21 protein-coding genes are annotated in these 20,685 nt (G+C 64.0%); 11 read left to right on the top strand and 10 right to left on the bottom strand.

What is annotated here, in order from left to right:
- Positions 1–10: 10 nt before the first annotated feature.
- Entirely contained in the window at positions 11–949 is a 939-nt protein-coding gene (locus NKJ37_RS03400; protein WP_023811191.1) for a GntR family transcriptional regulator, read from the bottom strand.
- Positions 950–1,188: 239 nt separating this feature from the next.
- On the opposite strand from NKJ37_RS03400, the gene NKJ37_RS03395 reads away from it, so the two are divergent.
- The 10 genes from NKJ37_RS03395 to NKJ37_RS03350 all read left to right on the top strand — a co-directional run bounded on the left by NKJ37_RS03395 (position 1,189) and on the right by NKJ37_RS03350 (position 9,396).
- A complete protein-coding gene (locus tag NKJ37_RS03395) occupies positions 1,189–2,253 on the top strand; it encodes a polyamine ABC transporter substrate-binding protein (protein WP_023811192.1) in 1,065 nt (354 codons plus the stop codon).
- 318 nt (positions 2,254–2,571) lie between these two features.
- Complete coding sequence (locus NKJ37_RS03390; protein WP_352442154.1) at positions 2,572–3,414, top strand: ABC transporter permease; 843 nt, start codon at positions 2,572–2,574, stop codon at positions 3,412–3,414.
- Positions 3,407–4,201, top strand: coding sequence for an ABC transporter permease (locus NKJ37_RS03385; RefSeq protein ID WP_023811194.1), 795 nt, complete (start codon positions 3,407–3,409; stop codon positions 4,199–4,201). Before NKJ37_RS03390 ends, NKJ37_RS03385 begins: the two co-directional genes overlap by 8 nt.
- Positions 4,198–5,271, top strand: a complete 1,074-nt coding sequence (locus tag NKJ37_RS03380; RefSeq protein ID WP_352442117.1) for an ABC transporter ATP-binding protein — start codon at positions 4,198–4,200, stop codon at positions 5,269–5,271. The genes NKJ37_RS03385 and NKJ37_RS03380 overlap by 4 nt, the downstream gene beginning before the upstream one ends.
- 12 nt (positions 5,272–5,283) lie before the next feature.
- Entirely contained in the window at positions 5,284–6,441 is a 1,158-nt protein-coding gene (locus NKJ37_RS03375) for a glycosyltransferase (protein WP_352772692.1), read from the top strand.
- Positions 6,399–6,557 (top strand): hypothetical protein, encoded by a 159-nt coding sequence (locus NKJ37_RS03370; protein WP_352772689.1) that lies wholly within the window; start codon positions 6,399–6,401, stop codon positions 6,555–6,557. Before NKJ37_RS03375 ends, NKJ37_RS03370 begins: the two co-directional genes overlap by 43 nt.
- Positions 6,558–6,789: 232 nt before the next feature.
- Entirely contained in the window at positions 6,790–7,140 is a 351-nt protein-coding gene (locus tag NKJ37_RS03365; RefSeq protein WP_352442115.1) for a cupin domain-containing protein, read from the top strand.
- A gap of 17 nt (positions 7,141–7,157) precedes the next feature.
- On the top strand, positions 7,158–7,499 hold the full coding sequence (locus NKJ37_RS03360; protein WP_352442114.1) for a cupin domain-containing protein: 342 nt from the start codon (positions 7,158–7,160) through the stop codon (positions 7,497–7,499).
- Positions 7,500–7,522: 23 nt separating this feature from the next.
- Positions 7,523–7,867: a cupin domain-containing protein gene (locus NKJ37_RS03355; RefSeq protein ID WP_136618026.1), complete on the top strand. Its 345-nt coding sequence runs from the start codon at positions 7,523–7,525 to the stop codon at positions 7,865–7,867.
- 20 nt (positions 7,868–7,887) lie between these two features.
- Positions 7,888–9,396 (top strand): aldehyde dehydrogenase family protein, encoded by a 1,509-nt coding sequence (locus tag NKJ37_RS03350; protein ID WP_352772686.1) that lies wholly within the window; start codon positions 7,888–7,890, stop codon positions 9,394–9,396.
- A 120-nt stretch (positions 9,397–9,516) separates the two neighbouring features.
- On the opposite strand, the gene NKJ37_RS03345 is transcribed toward NKJ37_RS03350, so the two are convergent.
- The 6 genes from NKJ37_RS03345 to NKJ37_RS03320 all read right to left on the bottom strand — a co-directional run bounded on the left by NKJ37_RS03345 (position 9,517) and on the right by NKJ37_RS03320 (position 15,392).
- Positions 9,517–10,287, bottom strand: coding sequence for a hypothetical protein (locus tag NKJ37_RS03345; protein WP_023811201.1), 771 nt, complete (start codon positions 10,285–10,287; stop codon positions 9,517–9,519).
- Between the two features lie 303 nt (positions 10,288–10,590).
- Entirely contained in the window at positions 10,591–11,352 is a 762-nt protein-coding gene (locus NKJ37_RS03340) for an SDR family NAD(P)-dependent oxidoreductase (RefSeq protein WP_023811202.1), read from the bottom strand.
- 10 nt (positions 11,353–11,362) lie between these two features.
- Positions 11,363–12,175, bottom strand: coding sequence for an ABC transporter permease (locus NKJ37_RS03335; RefSeq protein WP_023811203.1), 813 nt, complete (start codon positions 12,173–12,175; stop codon positions 11,363–11,365).
- Complete coding sequence (locus NKJ37_RS03330; protein WP_352772682.1) at positions 12,175–13,038, bottom strand: ABC transporter permease; 864 nt, start codon at positions 13,036–13,038, stop codon at positions 12,175–12,177. The genes NKJ37_RS03335 and NKJ37_RS03330 overlap by 1 nt, the downstream gene beginning before the upstream one ends.
- A gap of 73 nt (positions 13,039–13,111) precedes the next feature.
- Complete coding sequence (locus NKJ37_RS03325; protein ID WP_023811205.1) at positions 13,112–14,275, bottom strand: ABC transporter substrate-binding protein; 1,164 nt, start codon at positions 14,273–14,275, stop codon at positions 13,112–13,114.
- Entirely contained in the window at positions 14,256–15,392 is a 1,137-nt protein-coding gene (locus tag NKJ37_RS03320) for an ABC transporter ATP-binding protein (RefSeq protein ID WP_352772679.1), read from the bottom strand. Before NKJ37_RS03320 ends, NKJ37_RS03325 begins: the two co-directional genes overlap by 20 nt.
- Positions 15,393–15,506: 114 nt before the next feature.
- On the opposite strand from NKJ37_RS03320, the gene NKJ37_RS03315 reads away from it, so the two are divergent.
- Complete coding sequence (locus NKJ37_RS03315; RefSeq protein ID WP_352772677.1) at positions 15,507–16,313, top strand: helix-turn-helix transcriptional regulator; 807 nt, start codon at positions 15,507–15,509, stop codon at positions 16,311–16,313.
- 30 nt (positions 16,314–16,343) lie between these two features.
- Here the strand turns inward: NKJ37_RS03315 and NKJ37_RS03310 are convergent, their stop codons facing one another.
- From NKJ37_RS03310 to NKJ37_RS03300, 3 genes are all read right to left on the bottom strand, one after another.
- Entirely contained in the window at positions 16,344–18,416 is a 2,073-nt protein-coding gene (locus NKJ37_RS03310) for a 3-hydroxyacyl-CoA dehydrogenase NAD-binding domain-containing protein (protein WP_352772675.1), read from the bottom strand.
- 336 nt (positions 18,417–18,752) lie between these two features.
- A complete protein-coding gene (locus NKJ37_RS03305) occupies positions 18,753–19,700 on the bottom strand; it encodes an ABC transporter permease (protein WP_352772672.1) in 948 nt (315 codons plus the stop codon).
- A 3-nt stretch (positions 19,701–19,703) separates the two neighbouring features.
- Positions 19,704–20,684, bottom strand: coding sequence for an ABC transporter permease (locus NKJ37_RS03300; RefSeq protein ID WP_023811209.1), 981 nt, complete (start codon positions 20,682–20,684; stop codon positions 19,704–19,706).
- Position 20,685: the final 1 nt, after the last annotated feature.

The following is a 20,685-nucleotide window of genomic DNA, read 5'->3' as shown; positions in this document are numbered from 1 at the left end:
TTAATCCTCGTCAATCCGGCCGGCTGATCATGCCGAACAGGGCAGGCGCCCCGCGACTGGCCGCTTGCGGTCGCTGGTTGCGGGAGAGCCGCAGGTGGATGCGCAGTAGATCGGCAGCCACCTCATACTGCAGGCTTTCAAGATGGTCGAGTATAACAAGGTGTTCGCGCAGCGATTGCCGCAACCGGAAGACGTTGACGCCGGCATAGATGCCCGGCAGCCGGCGCAGCCTGAGGTGATCGGCGAGTGCGTCGGCCACGAAGCGGTTGGCGCAGCCTTCGGCGAGCATGCCATGAAAATCGATGTCCAGCCGCTGGAACTCGCGTGTGTCGAAGGCGGCGTCCGGCAGCGCCACCAGCGCTTCCATGCCCTGGCGCAACGTCGCCGCCCGCGCGCCATCCAGCCGGAAACCCGGCGTCAGGATGGCCGCGGGCTCCAGCAGCAGACGGAATTCATAACTGTCGCCTTGCGCCTCCGGATCGTCTGGCGTGCGTCGAAACAGCCAGGACTGGCCGGGCGCACGGTCCAACAAGTTCTCTTCGGTCAGTTTGTTGAGCGCTTTTAGTACCGTCTTTCGGTCGGAACTGTAGCGCCGCATCAACCCCGCAACGGTCACTGTCTGGTCCAGCCGCCGCGCCGACCGGTCGCGCAGGATCGCCTCGGCCAGCTCGTCCTCCTCGGCAGCGGGCAATTCCGTGGCGACCGAAGCCTGCGCGGTGAGGTCGATGGCCAGATGATACCCGGAATCCGCCTCCCAGCGTACGACGCCTCGCTCCGCAAGCAGGCCGAGCGCTGCCCGCACCGGTGTGCGGGAAACATTGCACAGCGAGGCGATCTGCTGCTCCGGCAAGCGTGCGCCGGGCCCAAAGCCGCGCTGCCGCGCCACATCCAGGATGCGCTGCGCCAGATCGAGATGGTTGGTGCGAGGTCGTCTGGCTACGGCTTGCATGACTGGTCCAGTGGAAAACGACATGACCGCATTGATTTGACCGATCGCCCGCACGGACGCAATCGGCCAGTTTCCTCGGTCGCTTGACAAATTATGGATTGACGTACTTTTTTCTGCAATAGTACTGTCAGGACAATCGGCGAGAAAAAGACCGAGGGAACAGGATCGAGGCAGCGGCAAGGTCGCAGGCGTTGGTCCGGCGAATGAAATTTGACGATCAACCGGAATGGGAGTCTGTCATGACCGCTACCAGCCTGCGGCGCCGTGCGCTGAAAACATCTTCGCTCGCACTTGGCCTGGCCTTGGCGCTGTCCGCGCCGGCGATGGCTGCTGATCTCGTCATTTCCAACTGGGATGGCTACATGGCGCCCGACGCGATGGCCGCCTTCAAGACCGCGACCGGCGTTTCGGGTGAGGTGGTGGTGCACGCCACCAATGAAGAGATCATGGGCAAGCTGATCGCCGCCGGCGGCAAGGGCTATGACGTGGTCTTTGTCTCCTCGCCCTTCGCCGAGGTGCTGAACAAGCTCGGCCTGACCGAACCGATCGACCACACCAAGATACCGAACCTCGCCAACCTCTATCCGGAAGCAACCAAGCTGCCTCACGATGCCGGCAATGCATTCTCGGTGCCCTACACCTGGGGCACCACCGGCCTCTGCTATCGCTCGGACCTGATGAAGGTCGCACCAACCAGTTGGAGCGACCTGCTCGCGCCCTCCGACGAATTGAAGGGCAAGACCACCATGCTGGCGACCGACCGTTGGCTGCTGGCCGCCGGCCAGCTCGACAAGGGCTATTCGGTCAACGAAACCGACCCGGCCAAGATGGCTGAGGTCAAGGATCTGCTGATCTCGGCCAAGAAGACCCTGCTCGCCTATGACGACACCACCTTCTATTCCAAGCTGGTGTCCGGCGAGGCGCTGATGGTGCAGGCCTGGGACGGCTGGTGCAATTACGGCATCGCCGAAAAACCCGAGATCAAATACGTCATTCCCAAGGAAGGTTCGGACCTCTGGGTCGACACGATGGTGGTGATGAAGGCCTCCGCCAACAAGGACGCCGCCTTCCAGTTCATCAACTTCATGCTCGACGCCAAGAACCACGCCTGGGCAGCGCAGAACATTGACTACAAGGTGCCGAACAAGCCGGCCATGGAAAGCCTGCCTGCCGATTTCCTGGCCAAATTCCCCAACATGGCGATGCCGGTGGCCGACCTCGTCAAGTTCGAGCAATTGCGTGACGTCGGCGACGCCCAGCGCGACTATTCGAAGATCGTCAGCGAGATCAAGGCGGCGCAGTAGGGACTGTTCCAGCAGCATCTTGGAATCAAGCTTGCGTTCCGTGTCGCCCCCCTCTGGCCTGCCGGCCATCTCCCCCTCAAGGGGGGAGATTGGCTGTGGCATTGCTTTCGCCAATCTTCGATTTTTCAAAGTAAGCGAAAGGTTGGAACTGCCGATCTCCTCCCTTGAAGGGGGTGAGAAGTGGTCCGCGCAACGGACGGAAAGCCAATTGCTTGGCTTTCCGAACGACGAACGCCCGAAGCGAAAGCGAAAGGCCGGGTCCGGCAGGGCAGAGGGGGGCACTTCGTGAAGCACCTACCCTCTCGCTCCTCCTTGCTGATGGCCCCGGCGCTGGTCTGGCTGACCGCACTGATGGTGGTGCCGTGCGCGCTGGTGCTGGCGCTCGCCTTCTTCCGGCGCGGTATCTATGGCGGCATCGAATACACCTTTACGCTGGAGAATTTCGGGTTGGTCTTCGACCCGCTCTATGCCGGCATCTTCCTCAACTCGGCGCGCATCGCCGGCACCGCGACGCTGATCGCGGTGGTGATCGGCTACGCCGCCGCCTATGCGATATCAGCGGCACCCCGCCGGCTGCAGCCGGTGTTCCTGTTCTTCGCCGTGCTGCCCTTCTGGTCCAACTACCTGATCCGCACCTATGCCTGGATCGTGCTGCTCAACCGCGAAGGATTGATCACCCAGTTGCTGCGCTGGTTCGGCTACACCGGCGAGCCACCGTCGATGCTCTACACCGAAGGCGCCGTTATCGCCGGCCTGATCTACAACTATTTGCCCTTTGTCATCCTCGCCTGCTACGCGCCACTGTCTCGCCTCAACCCGGAACTCGCCGAGGCCTCGCGCGACCTCGGCGCCTCCGCCATGACCACATTCCGCCGTGTCATCCTGCCGCTGACCGTGCCCGGCATTGCTGCCGGCGCGGTGTTCGTCTTCGTGCTGTCGATCGGCAATTTCGTCACGCCCGCGCTGCTCGGCGGCGGCCGCTTCCAGATGATCGGCAACCTCGTCTACGACCAGTTCCTGACCGCCAACGACTGGCCGTTCGGCGCCGCGCTCGCGATGGCGCTGATCGCCATCATGCTTCTGGTGCTGATGGCGCAGGCGCTCGCCGCCAATCGCGCCTCGGGCCACGCCGCGCAAGCCGGCGGAGACACCGATGGCTGAGCGCTCTCCCGCCACGCGGCGCACGCTCTGGCTCGTGCTCAGCCTCGTCTTCGCTTTCCTCTACATCCCGATCGCCGTGCTGGTGGCGCTGTCCTTCAACGAAGGCGGGCTGCCGACGGCATGGTCGGGCTTTTCGCTGAAATGGTATGCCTCGCTGGCCGGCAATTCGGCGATCCTCTCCGCTGCGCTCAACACGCTGATCGTGGCGCTGGTCTCGACCGCGATCGCCACTCTGCTCGGCACGCTGCTGGCGATCGGCATCGAGATGCGCCGGCAATATGGCAGGGGACTCGAAGCGCTGATCTTCGCACCGATGATCATTCCCGACATCGTCCTGGCGATCGCGCTGCTTTCGTTCTTCTCCATGCTCAACCTGACCATGGGCCTGCACACCATCATCCTCGCCCATGTCGTCTTCAACCTTGCCTTTGTCTGCTCGGTGGTGCGCGCCAGGCTGAAGAGTTTTGATTGGTCGATCGTCGAGGCTTCCGCCGATCTCGGCGCCTCCGCGCTCACCACCTTCAGGCGGGTGACATTGCCGGTCATCGCGCCGGCGGTGATCGCAGGCGCGCTGCTCGCCTTCACGCTCTCGGTCGACGAGTTCATCATCGCTTTCTTCACCGCCGGCGCCGGCCGCTCCTCGACGACGCTGCCGATGCAGATCTACGCGATGATCCGCTTCGGCATCACGCCGGAGATCAACGCACTGGCGACCATCGTCATGGCGGTCTCGATCACCGCGCTGACCCTGTCGCAGCGGCTCAACCGTGGGATCATAGGCCAATGAGCGAACCGCGCACGCTGCTGGCCATCGACAAGGTGTCGAAGAATTTCGGCCGGGTGACGGCTGTCGACGGCATCTCGCTCGACATCCGCGAGAATGAGTTCTTCGCACTGCTCGGCCCGTCGGGCTGCGGCAAGACCACGCTGCTGCGCATGCTGGCCGGCTTCGAGACGCCTAGTGGCGGGCGCATCCTGCTCGACGGTCACGACATTGCGAAAACCCCGCCCAACAAGCGGCCGGTCAATCTGATGTTCCAGTCTTACGCGCTGTTTCCGCATATGAGCGTCCGCGCCAATGTCTCCTACGGCCTGGAGATGGAGCGCTTGCCGGCGCCAGAAATCCACTCCCGCGTCGACGCCATCCTGGCGACAACCGAGCTGGTCCCCTTCGCCGACCGCAAGCCGGAGCAGCTGTCGGGCGGCCAGAAGCAGCGCGTCGCGCTCGCCCGCGCGCTGGTCAAACGGCCCCGTCTGCTGCTGCTCGACGAGCCGCTTGGCGCGCTCGACAAGAAACTGCGCGGCGCCATGCAGCTGGAATTGAAGCGCCTGCAGCACGAGGTCGGCATCACCTTCGTCATCGTCACCCACGACCAGGAAGAATCGCTCGTCATGGCCGACCGCATGGCGGTGCTCAAGGACGGCAAGCTGCTGCAATGCGACACGCCGCACGCGATCTATGAGCATCCGGCCGACCGTTTCGTCGCCGACTTCATCGGCGTGATGAATTTTGTGCCGGGCAAGGCCGCCACCGATGGGGTTGTCGCCGCGAATGGCACGCGGATATCCGGCAAGGTTCCTGCCGCGCTCTCCATCGGCGCATCCGCTGTCGCGTCGGTGCGGCCCGAACGCATCCGGCTGTTCCCGTCGGGTGAAACCGCCAACCGCACCACCGGCACGGTCGAGGCGCTGGCCTATCAGGGGCTCGACCTGCAGTTGCATGTCCGCACGGGCCTGTCGCCAAAGCCGTTCCTGGTGCGCGTCACCGCTGATGCCGCAGACCGCCGGCCGGTCGCATCGGGCGATCAGGTCGAACTCGGCTGGGACGCCGCCGATGTCAGAGTTTTCGCAGAATAAAGGAGAGGCCTGATGGCGCAGAAGACGATCGCGTTTTTTCCAGAAGCAGCTTATGGCCCGGCGCTCAATTCCGTCGGCATCGCCCAGGCGGTCGAGGCACGCGGCCACAAAGCGGTGTTCCTGTCAGATCCCGGCTTCGTCGACGTCTACAAGGGCTACGGCTTCGAGGCCCATCCGGTGAACCTGTCCGAGCCGATGCCGCCAGAGCAGATGGCCAAATTCTGGGAGGATTTCATCAACGGCCACATCCCCAACTTCCGCAAATCGCCCTACGACCAGGTCGACAATTACGTCAAGGATTGCTGGACGGCGATCGTCGACAGCGCCAAATGGGCGCAGAAGGATCTGCCGCACGTTCTCTCAGCCATCAAGCCGGATGTGATCTGCGTCGACAACGTCATCCTGTTCCCGGCTATCAAGCAGTACGGCAAGCCGTGGGTGCGGGTCATTTCCTGCTCGGAAAACGAAATCGAGGACGAGGACATCCCGCCGCATCTCTCCGGCTGCGGCGAAAACGACCATGCCGGGCATCAGCGCTACCGCGACCATTTCAACGCGGTGATCGAGCCGATCCATGAGGACTTCAACGCCTTCCTGACTGCCAACAACGAGGCGTCCTATCCGATCGGCCAGTTCTTTGAGGCCTCGCCCCATCTGAACCTGCTGCTCTATCCCGAAGCGGCAAAGTTCAAGCGCCGCCATCCACTCGACCCGGCCAAGTTTCAGTACCTGGAAGGCTGCGTGCGGCAGGAGAAGCCTTACACGGTGCCGACCTTCGCTGAAAATAACGACGGGCCGCTGCTCTATGTCTCCTTCGGCAGTCTCGGCGCCGGCGATGTCGAGCTGCTGAAGCGCATCATCGCGACGCTGGGCATGACGCGCTACCGGGCGCTGGTCAATGTCGGCGGCTACAAAGACCAGTACACGGACGTGCCCGGCAATGTCATCGTCGAGAGCTGGTTCCCGCAGCCTTCGGTCATCCCGCAGGTCGACGCTGTTATTCACCACGGCGGCAACAACTCGTTCACAGAGTGCCTCTATTTCGGCAAGTCGGCGATCATTATGCCCTATGTCTGGGACGGTCACGATACGCCACCCGCGTCGAGGAGACCGGCCACGGCTTCGGCATGCCGCGCTACGACTGGACCGATGCCGAGCTGGTTGCCATGATCGAGGCCTGTCTGACCGACCCGAAGATGAAGGCAAAGCTGGCCAAGACATCGGCACAGATGCAGGGGCAGAATGGGCCGGAAAAGGCGGCGGGTTTGTTGGAGGCGCTGCTGTGATTGAAGTCGTTGATACGCCGAGCCTGAGCACCCCCCTCTGGCCTGCCGGCCATCTCCCCCGCAAGGGGGGAGATTGGCAGCTTCGCCACAGGGTCTCACTCTGCAATCCCGGTGATTGGCGAAAGTCGAGACGACATCCGATCTCCACCCCTGCGGGGGAGATGGCCGGCAGGCCAGAGGGGGGTGCCCTGGCGCAGCATATGAATAGCAACCATCGCGCAGAAGCCTCCGCATGACCTCCTCCGCACCACACCTCCACCACGCCTCCACCCGAACCGATCTCGTCGACTGGGGCGCCCAACCCGACGCATTGTCAGGCACTTCGCACTCGACCGGCAGGCTCGTGCACAAGGGCCCGAACAACCAGCCGGAATCCGGCATTTGGGTGTGCACGCCGGGGCGCTGGCGCCTCAATATCCCGCGCGACGAATTGTGCCATTTCGTCACCGGCCGCGCGACCTACCGGTCAGATGTCGGTGAGCTGATAGAAATCTCCGCCGGGACTGTGGTCATGTTCCCGGCTGGCTGGACAGGCGAATGCACCGTGCATGAGACCATGCGCAACGTCTACATGCTGGCCTGACCACGGAGCTTAACGACATGCCGACACCGCACTGGCCGAAGGCCTCGAGCGTGGAACTGGAGGACTGGGGCGCGGGCAGCAACACGCTCTCCGGTTCGCCGCGCGCCTCGGGCAGGATCCTGTCCCAGAACCCGGACGGATCGAGCGAATGCGGCCTGTGGTCGTGTACGCCGGGCACGCGCAAGGTCACGTTTGGCGCCGACGAGTTCTGCCATTTCCTCTCAGGCCGTGGCAGCTATATCCATGACGACGGCGAAGAGATCCCGGTCGAGGCCGGCACGCTTGTGTTCTTTCCCGCCGGCTGGACCGGCATCTCCATCATCACGCAAACGCTGACCAAGGCCTTCATGTGCCGGTGAGCCCCCTTTTCAAGGAAATCGATATGACCACACCCATCATGAAATCCCCGCTCACTATTACCGACCTCGTCGACTGGGGTGTCATCCCGACCATGATCGAGGGCCAGTCCCACACATCGGGCAAGCTGCTGCACAAGGGGCCGGAGGGCCGCTCCGAATGCGGGCTTTGGGTCTGCACACCAGGCAAATGGCATTGCCATGTCACCCGCGACGAGTTCTGCCACTTCCTCGAAGGGCGCTGCACCTATGTGCATGAATCCGGCGAAGTCATCGAGATCGAACCGGACACGGCGGCCTTCTTCCCGCAGGACTGGAAGGGCGTCTGCACCGTCCATGAGACGATCAAGAAGGTCTACATGATCCGCTGAGCGGATCCGAGAGGATGTCCATGGATTTCTCCCCTGACCGGCCGACCTTCTTCGTCAATCCGGATTACCAGCCGATGGCCGGCGCGAGCAAACCGGTGATCGATCCGGCGACGCTGGAAACCGTCGGGGCGATCGCTGCGGCCACCGACGGCGAGATCGATGCCGCGCTCACGGCGGCGACCAGGGCGCAGGCCGCCTGGAAAAAGTTCGACGCCAAGAGCCGCGCCAAGCACCTGCATGCCGTCGCCAACGCCATCGAGGCGGCGGACTTCACCCGCTGCGCCGAGCTGATGGTGCGCGAGATGGGCAAGCCCTACCCCGAAGCGATCGGCGAGATCGCCAACTGCGCGCCGATCTTCCGCTACTACGCCGAGATGGCGCGCGACGATGCCGGCAAGATCGCCGGCACGACACAGGCCGGTTCGTTCCAGTATGCGCGCTACGAGCCCTATGGCGTCTCCGTCCACATCATGCCCTACAATTTTCCGATCCTGCTGATGTGCTGGACGGTCGCCGCATCACTCGCCGCCGGCAATGCCTGCATCATCAAGCCGGCCGAGGCGACGACGCTGTCGACGCTGGACTACATGACCGTGTTCCGCTCGCTGCCGGAGGGGCTGGTCTCCTGCCTGCCTGGTGGAGCGACCACGGCGCAAGCGCTGATCGCCTCCGAACGCACCCACGCGGTTGCCTTCACCGGCTCGGTCGCCGCCGGGAAGGCGGTGGCGGTGGCCTGCGCCGAACGCATGAAGCCTTGCGTCATCGAGGCCGGCGGCGCCGATCCGCTTATCATCAGCCAACACGCGCCGCTCGATGTAGCGGCGGCCGGCAGTGTCACCGCGGCCTTCCACCTTACCGGCCAGGTCTGCACCTCGGCCGAGCGCTTCTTCGTGGTCGATGCCGTTCATGATCGTTTCGTCGCGCTGTTCGCCGAAAAGACGCGTGCCCTGCGCATCGGCAATGGCATGGACAAGACCGAGATCGGCCCGATGGTCAGCGAAGCCGCGCGGGCCAAGGTTATGCGTCTTGTCGACGATGCCATTGCCCACGGCGCCGAGGCGATCACCGGCGGACGCATCCCGCCTGCGCACAACACCGGCTGGTTCTACGAGCCGACGATCCTGACCGGCGTCACCCCGGACATGGCCATCGTGCGCGAGGAATGCTTTGGACCGGTCGCCGCCATCTGCCGGGTCAGGGATTTCGATGAGGCGATCCGGCTTGCCAATGACAGCCCGTTCGGGCTCGGCGCCTCTGTCTTCACCACCGATCTGGCCGAAGCCCACGAGGCGGCTGAACGGCTCGAAGCCGGAATGGTCTGGGTCAACAACCCGCTGATTGACAATGATGCCCTGCCCTTCGGCGGCTGGAAGGCCTCGGGCCTCGGCCGCGAGCTTGGCCGCCAGGGGCTGGATGCCTTCCGCCGCTCCAAAATGGTGATCATCGACCACAAACCGACAATCCAGGAATGGTGGTATCCCTATCCCGACAGCTGGTTCCGCGCGACCGGCGGCCGCAAGCACGTCTGAGTGTTTCGAACCTCGCCAGCTCCGGATGCCAGTCCATGGCCGGGAAAAAGAAAGATGCCGCCGGGCGAAGTCCGGCGGCATCTTTCTTCGATTGGCTACTGCCGTTTCAACGGCAAGTCGTTACGGCGTCGTTTCTGCTTCCATCGCGGCAGCCGTCTGGTCGATCTTGCCGGCAAGGACCCCTTGGGCCCAGGCCGTGACGTCGTCGTCGACCGGCTTGTTGGCCATGTCCGTCAGTGCCGCGTCGAGCGATGCATCATCGGTGCCGACCTCTGCCGCGGCAGCCGCCTCATTGGCGGCGGTGACCTCTGCCTCCTGGGCAGTGATTTCGGCCTGCAGATCCGTTATCTTCCCAGGCAAGGCCGCCTGATCCTCGGGCGTCATGGCGGCAATCTGCTCGGGCGTCAGCGACGTCAGCGCGGTCAACTGAGAATTCAGCGCATCCAGCTTCTCCTGGGCCGCCTCAGCGGCGGCCTCGGCGACCTTGGCTTTCGCGGACTGCGTCACGAAAGCCTGGATGGCGGCGAACTTCTTGCTCTTCGAGTTCATATAGGCGTTGATGTTGCGCTGAAGCGAGTTCAGCCGGCCGAGCTTGGCGTGGATGTTCTTCTCCTTGGGAACCGACGAGACCTTTGTGGTCTTGTCGACCGTGGTGTCATCCGTTTTGGCCTTTGCCACCTGCCCCCGAGCCGAGGAAGACTTGCCGTGCGAAGCGCCGCTCTTGCCATTGCTATTGCCGCCGTTACCGCCGGCATTTCCCCCGCCGTTGCCGTTGCCGCCGGCATTGCCACCGCCATTGCCGCCGCCGTGGCCGTTGCCGCCGGCTATCGCCGGAGATGCCAGAAGCGCCAATGCGGCAAGCGCCGCGAACAGAGTTTTTCGGTTTGTCATGGTAATCTCCTCGGGGAATCGCCGCCCTTCGCCCAACCGCTAGGCGACCGTCGTATGAGGAATTACTAATTGTACAGAGTAAACTTTAGACAAATGTTGTCTCAATACGCGATCTGACAACCCGCCGGCACCATAACCATTTGATATTAAACACAAATCAACGCTCTTGATCGGCCATGGCACTGAAGTCCCATGCCGGCCGGACCATAGTCCTATCAGCCGACCAGCGGCACCAGGAAGGTCGTAGAGCAGTGTATTGGAAAGGCGCTGAAATAAAGGAGGTTGGTGACGAAAGCACAAGTCTCAGCCGATACTTTCACCGCCGTCGATCACCAGCGCCTGGCCGGTCATGAAGGATGAGCGGTCGGAGACGAGGAACAGGATCGCTTCCGCGATCTCATCGGCGCTGGCCCAGCGTCCCATCGGAATCTTGGTGCGGACATAGGTTTCGATCGCCTGGCGTCCGCCCATCTGGGCGATGAACGGTTCGTTGAACGGCGTGTCGACCCAGCCCGGACAGAGCGCGTTGACGCGGACATTGTGCCGGGCATAGTCGAGCGACATCTGCCGCGTCATTGCCACCACCGCGTGTTTGGAGGTGGCGTAGGCGATCATCTCGCGGTCGTAGAACACACCCGAATTGGAGGCGGTGTTCAGGATGACGCCGTTGCCTCGTGCGATCATCGACGGCATGACCATCCTGGCCGCCAGGAACTGCGCCCGCACATTGACCCGCCATGACGCGTCCATGCCGCCGACCTCGACCTCGGTCAGCGTTCCCCCGACCTGGATGCCGGCGTGATTGTGCAGGATGTCGATGCGCCCGTGCCTCTCGATCGTGCCGGCAATGAGCTTTTCCAGCGCCCCATCGTCCGCGACATCGGTCGCGATCGCCTCGGCCTGCCCGCCCATTGCCCGCATCTCCGAAGCCGTTGCTTCGCCAGCGGCCTGATCCCTGTCGGCGATGACGACCACCGCGCCTTCCCTGCCCATGATCATGGCGCCGGCGCGCCCGATGCCGGAGCCGGCGCCTGTCACCACGGCGATGCGGTCTTTGAGGATCATGATGCGACTTTCAGTTCGACGGCTTGCGCTGGCGCAATTGCCATTGGGCAAGCACCACGAGCAGCACGGAGGCGACGAGCACGATCGTCGCGATGGCATTGATCTCCGGCGTCACGCCGCGCCGGATCGACGCGAAGACATAGATCGGCAGCGTCGTCTGCGCCCCGGCGACGAAGAAGGCGATGATGAAATCGTCGAAGGAAAACGTGAAGGCGAGCAGGAAGCCGGCAACGATGGCCGGCATGATCTGCGGCAGCACGATCGAGCGGAACGTCGTCAACGGCGTGGCGTAGAGATCGCTCGACGCCTCGACCAGATTGCGGTCGAGGCTGCCGAGCCGCGTGCCGACGATCATCGTCACCAGCGCCATGGAGAACAGGCCGTGCGCTGCGATGATCGAGCCGTAACCGAGCGCGAGGCGCGGCGGCTGGTCGTCGGGCCAGATCGAGGCGAGGAACGGATTGACGACCGTGAACAGCTGGACGAGCGCGACCAGCGTCGAAATGCCGATGACGACGCCCGGAACGACGATCGCGGCGCCCAGAAGCGCATCGAAGACCGCGCGTGTTCTGATGCCGACACGCGCCAGGCCGAGTGCCGCCGCAGTGCCGCACAACGCCGCCAGCAAGGCGCTGGTGGTAGCGATGAACAGGCTGTTCTTCAGCGCTTCGACCAGGAACGGGTTCGCCAGCGCCGTACCGTACCACTGAACCGAAAAGCCGGTGAACTCGCTGGCATGGCGGCCGGCATTGAAGGAGAACAGCACGACCAGGGCGATCGGCAGATAGAGGAAAGCGAAGACGGCAATGACGAAGGTGCGCATCAGATCAAATCCACCCGGCGAGCGCCCGAAACCCGGGTCGAAATGCGGTTGGCGGCAATCAGCACCACCACCGAGACCAGCACCAGCGTGATCGCGATGGCCGATCCGAACGGCCAGTTGCGCGATTGCAGGAACAGGTCGACCAGTGCGTTGCCGATGAAGAACACCTTGCCGCCGCCAAGCAGCGTCGGGATCAGATATTCGCCGAGCAGCAGGATCATGACCAGCGAGAAGCCGGTCATCACGCCCGGCAGCGACAGTTTCAGGGTCACGCCGAGGAAGGTCGAGAGCGGCGTCGCGCCGAGATCGGCGGAGGCTTCCAGCAGCCTGCGGTCGAGCCGCTCAAGGCTGACATAGATCGGCAGGATCATCAGCGGCAGGTAGCCATAGACGATGCCGAGCAGCACCGCGCCCGGCGTGTTGATCAGCCTGATATCCTCGAAACCGATATAGGACAGCAGAGCCGGGATGCCGCGCCCGCCCAGCACATACATCCAGGCATAGGTCCGCATCAGGAGGCTGGTCCAGAACGGGATGACGACCAGCGCCAGCAGGATCAGCCGCCAGCGCTGCGGTGCGCGCAAGGCGAGATAATAGGCAACGGGATAAGCGACGAGCAGACAGGCGAGCGCCCCTATCGGCGCCAGCACCATCGTGTTCCAGAAGGCGGTCGCCCGCGCTGGAAGATTGGCATATTGCGCGAAGGTAAAAGCCGCCTGATAGCCGCCTTCCGGCGCCCGCTCCCCGACGCTGAACACGGCGATGGCGATGAACGGCAGCACCAGAAACACCACCAGCCACGCAGTCGCCGGACCGAGCAGCATGGCGGTCAGAAAATTCCTGCGAAGACGGCTGCCGTGCATGGAGAGATTTGCCCCGTGCCGGCGGGTATGAACCCGCCGGTCAAATTATCCGAATCGAATTCGAGGCCGTCGCTCAGGCCGACTTGAAGCGCGCCATCAGCTCGGCGCGGCCGGGATCCGTCAGCGTTGCCGCCGCGCCGAATTCCAGCGGCGTCAACAGGTCGGCCGCCGGATAGAGGATCGGATTGTCGAGCACTTCCTTCGGCAGCAGCTTGTTGACCCGCGCATCGGTCGAGGGCGCACCATTGGCCAGGTGCTCCTTCACCGCCACCTGCGGATTCATCAGATAGTTGAGCAGGGCGTAGCCGGCCGGCTTGTTCGGCGCATCCTTCGGAATGGCGTAGAAATCGGTCCAGATCTCGCCGCCTTCCTTGCCCAGCACATAGGCGATCTCCGGAATGTCGCGATGCAGCTGCGCGCCATCGTTCGTCCAGCACATCGTCATCCAGGCGTCGCCGGCGCGCATGCCCGGCTGGTAGTCGGAGGAGACCGCGAACAGATGCGGCTTGACCTTCAGCAGCAGTTCCTCCGCCTTGGCCAGTTCGTCCTGCTTGAGCGAGTTGAACGAGTAGCCGTAATATTTCAGCGCATTGCCGATCGTGGTCAGCTGGTAGTCGTGCACCATGGTGCGGCTGTCGCCTTCGGCCATGGCGGTGTCCCAGAACTCCTTCCAGCTCGTCATCGGCTTGGTCAGCTTCTTGGTGTTGACGGCAAAGCCGGTGGTGCCCCAGTTCTTCGGCACCGCGTAGGTCACCCCTTCGATCGTGCCTTCCCCAGTGAAGCGCGGATCCTCCTGCGAGCCATCGAAATTCGGCAGCTTCGCCATCTCCAGCGGCTCGATGATGCCGAGTTTCTTGTAAGTCGAGATCGTGTAGTTGGTCGGTACGAACAGGCTCCAGCCCGAAGCGCCGGCCTGCAATTTGGCCAGCATCTCCTCGTTGGAGCCGAAGACATTGACCTCGACGGCGACGCCGGTGTCCTTCTTGAAATTCTCGAAGGTCGCCGGGTCATGATAGTTCGGCCAGGTGGCGATCGACATGCGGTCGCCAAGGCTCTCGGCGGCAAAGGCCGGTGTCGGCATGATGCCGATCTCGCGCGCCATCACCGCCGTCGCAATCCCAAGGCCGGTGAGGCCAAGAAAGTCGCGGCGGCCGATCGAGCCGCGCTTGAGGCGCATCAGCTGGTCGACGAAGTTTTCAGGGCTTATCGGCAGTCCGTCACGATATGATTTCGACATGTTTATCTACCCTCTGGTTGGCCCCGTTGTTCTTGGTCTCCGCAAACGCCAGCGGCGTTCCGGAGGCAAAGCCGATGGCGACGGGTTCACCCGGCTTGAAGAGATTGCCGTGGCCGATCAGGTGATCGGCCTTGGCCAGCAGCGTTCCGATGCCCTGGACCTCGATCGCGTATTCCGCCGTCGAGCCCAGGAAGATCCGGTTGCGGACGACGCCTTTGAATGGGCCGCCTGTCTGAGCGCCGAGACTGAGCGATTCAGGACGCAGGCTGACCGAAACGGCCTCGCCTTGCTGCAGGGCGGTTCGTTTGCGCGCTGCAATGACGGTGCCGTCTGCAAGCGCCACCTCCACCAGATCGCCCGAATGTCCGGCGACGGTACCGCTCAAGAGATTGGTCTTGCCGACGAAATCGGCGACGAACAAATCGGCCGGTTCGTCATAGATCTCGCTTGGCTGTCCGAGCTGGACGATGCGGCCGCCATTCATGACGCAGACGAAATCGCTCATCGACAGCGCTTCCTCCTGGTCGTGCGTGACCAGCACGAAGGTGATGCCGATCTCGCGCTGCAGGTTCTGCAGCTCGATCTGCATATCGGTGCGGAGCTTCTTGTCTAGCGCCGCCAGTGGCTCGTCGAGCAACAGCACGGCCGGCTTGTTGACCAGCGCACGGGCAAGCGCCACACGCTGCTGCTGGCCGCCGGACAGCTCGTGGATCTTGCGGCGGCCATAGCCGGCGAGCCGCACCATTTCGAGCGCTTCGCCCGCCCTTGAGGCGATCTCGCGTGACGATAGCCTTGGCCGCGCCTGGCGTAGCCCGTAGGCGACATTGTCCTCGACATCGAGATGCGGAAACAGCGCGTATTGCTGGAACACCATGTTGACCGGCCGCCGGTAGGGCGGCGTGCCGGCCATGTCCTGGCCGCGAATGAACACCCGGCCTTCGCTCGGCTGTTCGAAGCCGCCGATCATGCGCAGGCAGGTGGTCTTGCCGCAGCCGGACGGCCCGAGCAACGCGACAAAGGCGGAGGGCGGGACAGCGAGATCGATGCCGCTGACCGCGGTCACCGCGCCATAGCGCTTGGTGACGCCGCGAAACTCGATGTCGGGCACTGCGGTCAAGGCTGATGGCTCCAGCAACAGGGCAATATCGGGACGCTACCAGAGCCAATGGCGGCTAGTATATACCTCTGAGGTGGTATATCTGATCTATTTTCTCGTTTAAGGGGGTATGGATTGTCCCGCAGCGACGAATACAGCCAGCTCGCCACGCTCGTCGCGGCGACGCGGGAGACCAGCGGCGACCTGTTCGGCAATGCGCTGGTCGATTGGCTGCGGCTCCATGTCAGCTTCGACCACTGCGTGGTGTTCGGCTATCGCGGCGCGGCGCGCCCGCCGCTGCTGTTCGAAACCTTCTCGCCGGCCGAAAGCCACGTCTTCGTCGCGCTCTATCAGGAGGGGCCGTATCTGCTCGACCCGTTCCACCACGCTGCGGTCGAGCGCAAGGAAGGGTTCTGGCGCATGCGCGAACTGGCGCCGGACCGTTTCTATGCCAGCGAGTATTTCCGCTCCTACTACAGCCAGACCAGGCTGGCCGAGGAGGTCGGCTTCTTCGTGCCGTTGCCGGGCAAGGATGCGCTGGTGCTGTCGCTGATGCGGCTGCGCGCCTCGGGCCCGTTCGGCACCGCCGATGCCAGGTTGCTGCGCGACATGGCGCCGGCGGTGATCAGCTTCGCCAGGCTGCGCTGGCCTATCCTTCCGACCGACGAACCGGCAGAGGCGCAGCAGGACGAGACGACCGCTCCAGTCAACGAGTTCGACCGCGCCCATATCTGGCAAAGCCTGTCGCTGACGCCACGCGAAAAGCATGTCGTTGACCTGGTGCTGCAAGGGCATTCGACGGAATCGATCGCCAGGGCCATGCGCATCGTGCCGGGCACCGTGAAGGTCCATCGGCGCAACATCTATCGCAAGCTCAAGATCAAGTCGCAGGCCGGCCTGTTCGCACGTTTCGTCGAGATCATCGACGCGCGGATACGATAATTCCTACCACCCCCTCAGTCCGCCGTTTGATCAGGCTGTTGCGCCGGCTTCCCACGATCCGGTCTCGGCCATCCGCTTCAGCAACGGCGCTGGCTTGAACACATCCTTGCCCGTCCGCTGATGCCAGTACTCGAGCCGCTCGATAATCTTGCCCGGGCCTTCAAGGCCAGCCCAGAACAGCGGTCCGCCCTTGCCCATGGGAAAGCCGTAGCCATTGACCCAGACGACATCGATGTCGGACGCACGGGCCGCTATGCCTTCCTCCAGGATCTTGGCGCCCTCGTTGATCAGGGGGTAAAGCGTGCGCTCGATGATTTCTTCCGCACTGATCGCGCGCGGCGCGATGCCCCTCTCGGCGGCCTTGTCGCGGATCAGCACCTCGACCTCCGGATCCGGGGCCGGGGTACGCGAACCGTTCTCGTAGAGATAGAACCCCCGGCCGGTCTTCTGGCCGAAACGTCCTTGTTCGCACAGCGTGTCGGCGATCACGGCCGACAGGCCACGCGCCTTGCGGTTGCGCCAGCCAATGTCGAGACCGGCGAGATCGCCCATCTGGAAAGGCCCCATCGGCCAGCCGAAATCGGTGAAGACCTGGTCGATCTGGCTGGGCGTCGCGCCTTCCAGAAGAAGCGCTTCCGATTCCGAGCCGCGCGCGGCCAGCATGCGGTTGCCGACGAAGCCGTGGCAGACGCCAACCACAACGGCCACCTTGCCGATCCGCCGCGCTAGGTCGACGACGGTCGCAAGCGCATCGGGCGCGGTCTTGTCGGCGCGCACGATCTCCAAGAGCTTCATGACATTGGCCGGCGAGAAGAAATGCAGGCCGAGCACATCCTGCGGCCGCGAGGTCGAGGCGGCGATTTCGTTGATGTCGAGATAGGAGGTATTGGTGGCGAGGATCGCGCCTGGCTTGGCCACGGCTTCCAGCTTGCCGAAAACCTCCTTCTTGACCGCCATGTCCTCGAACACCGCCTCGACGATCAGGTCGCAATCGGCGAGATCGGCATAGTCGGTGGAGCCCTTGAACAGGGCGAGGCGCTCGCGCTTGGCATCTGCCGTCAGCGAGCCGCGCGTGACGGACACCGAGTAGTTCTTGTCGATGGTCGCCAGCCCGCGCTGCAGCGCCTCATGGCTGGTTTCCAGCATGGTGACCGGGTAGCCGCCATTGGCGAAGGCCATGGCGATGCCGCCGCCCATCGTACCGGCGCCGATGACGCCGACGCGGGCGATCCTGCGCTTGACGATGTCTTTTCCGGGAAGCTTTGCCGCCTCACGTTCGGCGAAGAACACATGGCGCTGCGCCCGCGACCGGTCGCTGGCGACCAGCTTGACGAACAGCGCACGCTCCGCCGCCAGCGCCGCATCGAAGGGCAGCATGACGGCATTGCGCACCGACAGCGCACAGGCGATCGGCGCCTCGAGCCCGCGCGCTTTCCTGGCAAGATCCGCAGCCTCGGCGTCGAAAGCCGCGAGGTCGGTCTCCTTGAGCCCCTCATTGCGATCGCGCACCGACGTGAAGGGACCACCCTTGCGGGCTATTTCCCTGGCAAAGTTCACGGCATGGGTGGCCAGATCGCCTTCAAAGACGGCGTCGACGAGACCGGCGGCATGCGCCTCGGTCGCACCGACCGGTAAACCGGAAACGACCATCTTCAAGGCCTTCAGCGCGCCGACCAGGCGCGGCAGCCGCACCGTGCCGCCGCCCCCCGGCAACAGGCCGAGCTTCACCTCCGGCAGGCCGAGCTTGGCGCCGGCATCGGCGACGCGGAAATGGCAGCCCAGCGCCAGCTCCAGCCCGCCGCCGAGCGCGGTGCCATGGATGGCGGCGACCGTCGGCTTGGCGATGGTCTCCAGCACAGCCACAATGGCGCGTAGCTCGGGCTGTTCCATCGGCTTGCCGAATTCGGTGATGTCGGCGCCGGCGACAAAGGTCCGGCCGGCGCATGCAATGACGATGGCGGCAACCGAAGCATCATCCCGCAGCTCAACCAGCGCCTGCATCAGCGGTTCGCGGACATGAAAGCTCAGCGCGTTGACCGGCGGGTTGTCGATAGTGACGACGGCGACGTCGCCGTCGCGGCTGACCTTCACAAAATCGGACACGCAAACCTCCGGACAATGGTGAACGGCCTGCAGCCGCGCGATTGGATTTACAGCGCTATGACGTGGATGGAAACCAGAGGGAGGCCTGGCACAATGATTAGCGGCTCGAGGTGCCCGGCTGCCATCATCGCCGAAGTAGCGATCCTTCACACCCCCCTCTGCCCTGCCGGGCATCTCCCCCGCAAGGGGGGAGATCGGACGTCACGACGGCCTTCCCAATTTTCAACGTTGAAAGGCGGACGAAACGGCGAAGCTGCCGATCTCCCTCCTTGCGGGGGAGATGGCCGGCAGGCCAGAGGGGGGTGCTGTCCCGCCAGCGTCGGCGTCCTGCTCCCGCTACCGCGGCGCCTTCTGCCCGCCCGCCGCCGTGATCACCCCGACAATGATCAGCCCCGTGAGCAGCAATCGCACCCCGGCACTCACCCCAAACGTGTTGAGCATGGTCAAAAGCAGCACCAGGAACAGCGCCGCGCCCCACACGCCAGGCACATTGGCCTTGCCGCCGGCTACCGACGTGCCGCCGATGACGACGACGGCGATCGAGGCCAGCAGATATTCATTGCCGATGTCGACATTGGCGCCGCGGAAATAACCGGCGAGCAGCGCCCCGTCGATGCCGCCGAGCGCGCCCGACAGCGTGTAGGTGAGGAAACGGATGCGGCCGACATTGACGCCGGCGAGCCAGGCGGCGCGGATATTCTGGCCGATCGCCAGCACCGAGCGGCCATAGATCATACGCTGCAGGGCGATGGCCGCACCGATGGTGAACAGCACGGTGAGGATCGCCAGCACCGGAATGCCTGAAATCTGCCAGTTGGCGAAATCGGCGAAGCCGGGCGGCGGCTTGATCTGCAGCCCGCGGCCGTAGCTGATGTCGATCGACTGGATGATGAAGCTGGCCGACAAAGTGGCGATGATCGGCGGGATGCGCAGCGCCCAGATCAGCAGATAGTTGGCGGCGCCGATCGCCGCCCCGCAGGCAAGCGCCGCCAGCAGCCCGACCGCGATCATGGAATCGTTGCCGTCCATCACTTTCATCGCGACGGCGCTGGCAAGGCCGATATTGGCCGGCAGCGACAGGTCGACATTGCCCGGACCCAGCGTGATGACGAACATCTGGCCGACGCCGACAATGACGGTGAACACCGCAAGCGACAGGGCCGCAGTGACCATGCCGCCGGCGCCATAACCGCCGGTGAAGGCGATCGTCGCCAGCCACACCAGAAGCGCGCCAATGAACGACCAGATCCAGGGTTTGGTGAGCAGCGATTTCACCGATGTCATCGCTCACCTCTCCTTGCGGCTGATCAGCACCCGCGCCGCCAGCACGATGATCAGGATGGCGCCGTTGGCGGCCACCTGCCAGTCGGGCGGGATGTGCATGAAGGTGAGCAATGGCGATGCGGCCAGCGCCAGCGTCAGCGCGCCGATCACAGCACCTATCGGCGATACCCGGCCGCCGACGAATTCGCCGCCGCCGAGGATGACGCCGGCGATCGCCAGCAGCGTGTAGCCATTGCCGATATTGGCATCGGCCGAGGTGGTGATGCCGATCAGCGCCATGCCGGAAAGCACGCCGAACAGACCCGCGAGCGCAAACAGCACGATCTTGGTCTTGAGCAGCGACCAGCCGGCGCGCCCGAGTGCCGCCGGATTGCCGCCGGACCCGCGCAGGATCACGCCGTAGGAGGTGCGCATCAGGCCAAAATGAACGATGAGGCCGATCAGCAGCGCGGCGATGATCGGGAACGGCACGAAAGGCGGCTTGAACGCCATCAGCCCGAGCAGCCAGTCCGGCGCCTTGCCGCCGGGTTTGGGCAAAACGAGAATGGCGAGGCCCTGCCAGACGAAGCTCATGCCGAGCGTCACCACGATGGAAGGCAAATTGCGCAGATGGATCAGCGCGCCGAGCAGCGCATAGACACCGATCGATCCGAGCAGGATGGCGGCACCGATGAGCGGCGCGTCCTTCAGCCAGGTCGCCGTGACGCAGCCGACGAAGCCGACGAAGGTGCCGATCGACAGGTCGAGCTCGTTGCCGGCAATGACGAACATCTGCGCGATCGTCGCCAGGGCGATCGGGATTGCCAGGTTCAGCATCAGGCTGAAGCCGAAATAGCTGATGGCGCGCGGGTTGAGCCAGGCGATGGCGAGCAGCACCAGCGCCAGCGACAGCGCCGGCAGCAGCCCGCGCAGCAGGCGCGCGCGGGCAAGCGCGCCACGTTCGGCGGATGTCCTGGCGGCGGTGTCGAGGCTGGCGGCCGTCATC

The organism is Mesorhizobium sp. M0140 (assembly GCF_040322475.1).
Classification (GTDB): Bacteria; Pseudomonadota; Alphaproteobacteria; order Rhizobiales; family Rhizobiaceae; genus Mesorhizobium.
The sequence above is the reverse complement of the archived record's forward strand: the minus strand, read 5'-3'. Positions and strand labels throughout refer to the sequence as shown.

Bases quoted from the DNA above. Each gene is read 5' to 3' on its own strand.
- NKJ37_RS03340 (WP_023811202.1), bottom strand. From the start codon at position 11,352: ATGATCCTCAAAGACCGCATCGCCGTGGTGACAGGCGCCGGCTCCGGC.
- NKJ37_RS03380 (WP_352442117.1), top strand. From the start codon at position 4,198: ATGAGCGAACCGCGCACGCTGCTGGCCATCGACAAGGTGTCGAAGAAT.
- NKJ37_RS03325 (WP_023811205.1), bottom strand. From the start codon at position 14,275: ATGTCGAAATCATATCGTGACGGACTGCCGATAAGCCCTGAAAACTTC.
- NKJ37_RS03365 (WP_352442115.1), top strand. From the start codon at position 6,790: ATGACCTCCTCCGCACCACACCTCCACCACGCCTCCACCCGAACCGAT.
- NKJ37_RS03370 (WP_352772689.1), top strand. From the start codon at position 6,399: ATGCCGCGCTACGACTGGACCGATGCCGAGCTGGTTGCCATGATCGAG.
- NKJ37_RS03385 (WP_023811194.1), top strand. From the start codon at position 3,407: ATGGCTGAGCGCTCTCCCGCCACGCGGCGCACGCTCTGGCTCGTGCTC.
- NKJ37_RS03355 (WP_136618026.1), top strand. From the start codon at position 7,523: ATGACCACACCCATCATGAAATCCCCGCTCACTATTACCGACCTCGTC.
- NKJ37_RS03375 (WP_352772692.1), top strand. From the start codon at position 5,284: ATGGCGCAGAAGACGATCGCGTTTTTTCCAGAAGCAGCTTATGGCCCG.
- NKJ37_RS03305 (WP_352772672.1), bottom strand. From the start codon at position 19,700: ATGACATCGGTGAAATCGCTGCTCACCAAACCCTGGATCTGGTCGTTC.
- NKJ37_RS03300 (WP_023811209.1), bottom strand. From the start codon at position 20,684: ATGACGGCCGCCAGCCTCGACACCGCCGCCAGGACATCCGCCGAACGT.
- NKJ37_RS03330 (WP_352772682.1), bottom strand. From the start codon at position 13,038: ATGCACGGCAGCCGTCTTCGCAGGAATTTTCTGACCGCCATGCTGCTC.
- NKJ37_RS03390 (WP_352442154.1), top strand. From the start codon at position 2,572: ATGGCCCCGGCGCTGGTCTGGCTGACCGCACTGATGGTGGTGCCGTGC.
- NKJ37_RS03350 (WP_352772686.1), top strand. From the start codon at position 7,888: ATGGATTTCTCCCCTGACCGGCCGACCTTCTTCGTCAATCCGGATTAC.
- NKJ37_RS03400 (WP_023811191.1), bottom strand. From the start codon at position 949: ATGCAAGCCGTAGCCAGACGACCTCGCACCAACCATCTCGATCTGGCG.
- NKJ37_RS03345 (WP_023811201.1), bottom strand. From the start codon at position 10,287: ATGACAAACCGAAAAACTCTGTTCGCGGCGCTTGCCGCATTGGCGCTT.
- NKJ37_RS03395 (WP_023811192.1), top strand. From the start codon at position 1,189: ATGACCGCTACCAGCCTGCGGCGCCGTGCGCTGAAAACATCTTCGCTC.
- NKJ37_RS03360 (WP_352442114.1), top strand. From the start codon at position 7,158: ATGCCGACACCGCACTGGCCGAAGGCCTCGAGCGTGGAACTGGAGGAC.
- NKJ37_RS03335 (WP_023811203.1), bottom strand. From the start codon at position 12,175: ATGCGCACCTTCGTCATTGCCGTCTTCGCTTTCCTCTATCTGCCGATC.